Origin of the sequence: Sulfitobacter sp. HI0129 (genome assembly GCF_001635395.1) — a bacterium.
In the GTDB taxonomy this organism is placed as follows: domain Bacteria; phylum Pseudomonadota; class Alphaproteobacteria; order Rhodobacterales; family Rhodobacteraceae; genus Sulfitobacter.
Map to the genome: position 1 here is coordinate 1 of NZ_LWGH01000584.1, position 1,724 is coordinate 1,724.

At 63.5% G+C, this 1,724-nt stretch carries 2 protein-coding genes; one reads left to right on the top strand and one right to left on the bottom strand.

All coding sequences use genetic code 11. The annotated features are described in order from the left end of the window. The coding region (locus tag A3764_RS15615) for an HAD family hydrolase (protein ID WP_330220535.1) at window positions 1–359 on the bottom strand (359 nt) is incomplete at its 3' end. Between the two features lie 368 nt (window positions 360–727). On the opposite strand from A3764_RS15615, the gene A3764_RS15620 reads away from it, so the two are divergent. Next, window positions 728–1,724, top strand: a 997-nt coding sequence (locus A3764_RS15620) for a mannose-1-phosphate guanylyltransferase (RefSeq protein ID WP_067951750.1), incomplete at its 3' end; no start/stop codon positions are given.

Sequence of the window (1,724 nt, forward strand, 5' to 3'; positions counted from 1 at the left end):
TTCGTGAGCGTCACCAGCTTGAAACCGGCATCACGGAGACGCGCCAGCGCGGTGGCGGCATCGGGGTGGGCGGGCATCTTGCCCAGCAACTCCTTCATCTCGTCAATGTCCGCGTCCGCGACATCGACCCCGTGATTGCGGCCCACCATGCGCAACACGCCCCCCGCCAGCGCACCGAAAGCGGTATAGCGCCCCGACAGCGTGAGCGTCTGGGAATAGAGGATGAGTTCGGGAAAGAATTCCCGCAGCACTTCCGCATCGTCGAAAAGCCGCGCGAAAAGCGGCTTCAGCGTCGTGAGGTCGAGCAGGGTTTCGTTCACGTCGAAGATCACGACGGAAGGGCGACGAAGCTGGGGCATGGGTAACGGGTCCTTGGGTCTGGGCGCAGGAGCGCGCGGTTGCATGGAAACCTAGCCGGGAAACCGCCGGTGCCAAGCACCCGATGCGCGGAGAGGAGGCTTTTGGCCATGCATCCTCCCTATGCCCCGGCGCGCCGGCATGTTAGCAGCGTTGCACGACAACTGACGGAAATGGCCCGATATGACGAAGAAAGCCCTCATCACCGGATTCCTGCCGACCGGAAGCTTGGGAATTGACTGTTGCCACGTTCAGGGTCGGGGGAACGTTATTCGTGCATCGGCTCGGATAACCCTGTCAGCGCTGTTCCCATTGCATTAGGGAGGCGTCAAAGCTTCCCGTCAAAACGGATTCCAACGAAAGATTTCCCATGATTCATCCCATCCTACTTTGCGGCGGATCGGGCACACGCCTTTGGCCGCTGTCGCGTAAATCATATCCCAAGCAGTTCGCCCGCCTGATGGGTGAGGAAAGCCTGTTCCAGGCCTCGGCAAAGCGCCTTGCGGGAGCGAGATATGCCGCGCCGCTGGTGGTTACGGGCGATCCGTTCCGTTTCATCGTGACCGAGCAGTTGGCCGCGGTCGAACTTTCGCCCGCCGGCATCCTGATCGAGCCTGAGGGTCGCAACACCGCTCCGGCGGTACTGGCCGCGGCCCTGCATTTGGCTCTTAAGGAGCCGCAGGCGCTGATGCTGGTGGCGCCTTCGGATCATGTCATCCCTGATCCCGCGGCCTTCCGCGCCGTGGTGGAGGCCGCGGCAGAGCGGGCGCAGGCGGGTGATTTGGTGACCTTTGGCATCAAACCGACCCGGCCGGAAACCGGCTACGGCTATCTCGAACTCGAGGCGGGCGCGGATGCTTCGGCCAATGCGCCCCAGCGGCTGGCCCGCTTTGTCGAAAAACCGGATGCGGCGCGGGCGGCGGAGATGCTGGAGGCGGGACGTTTCCTGTGGAACGCGGGCATTTTCCTGTTCCGCGCGGACGCCATCATCGACGCCTACCGCAAATATGCGCCCGCGCTGTTGGAGGCGGTGGAGCGGGCGGTGATGGAGGCGGCGACCGATCTGGGCTTCACCCGCCTTGCCGCCGCGCCATGGGCACAGGCCGATGATATCTCCATCGATTACGCGATCATGGAGAAAGCGGACAATCTGGCGGTGATGCCCTTTGAGGCGGGCTGGTCCGATCTGGGGGGCTGGGACGCCGTCTGGCAGGAAAGTGGCCCGGACGCGCAGGGCAACGTCTGTTCCGAAGGCGCTACGGCGATTGACTGTAGCGATACGCTGCTGCGCTCAGAAAGCGAGGGGCTGGAACTGGTAGGCATCGGGCTTGAGGGCATGATTGCCGTGGCCATGAACGATGCGGTTC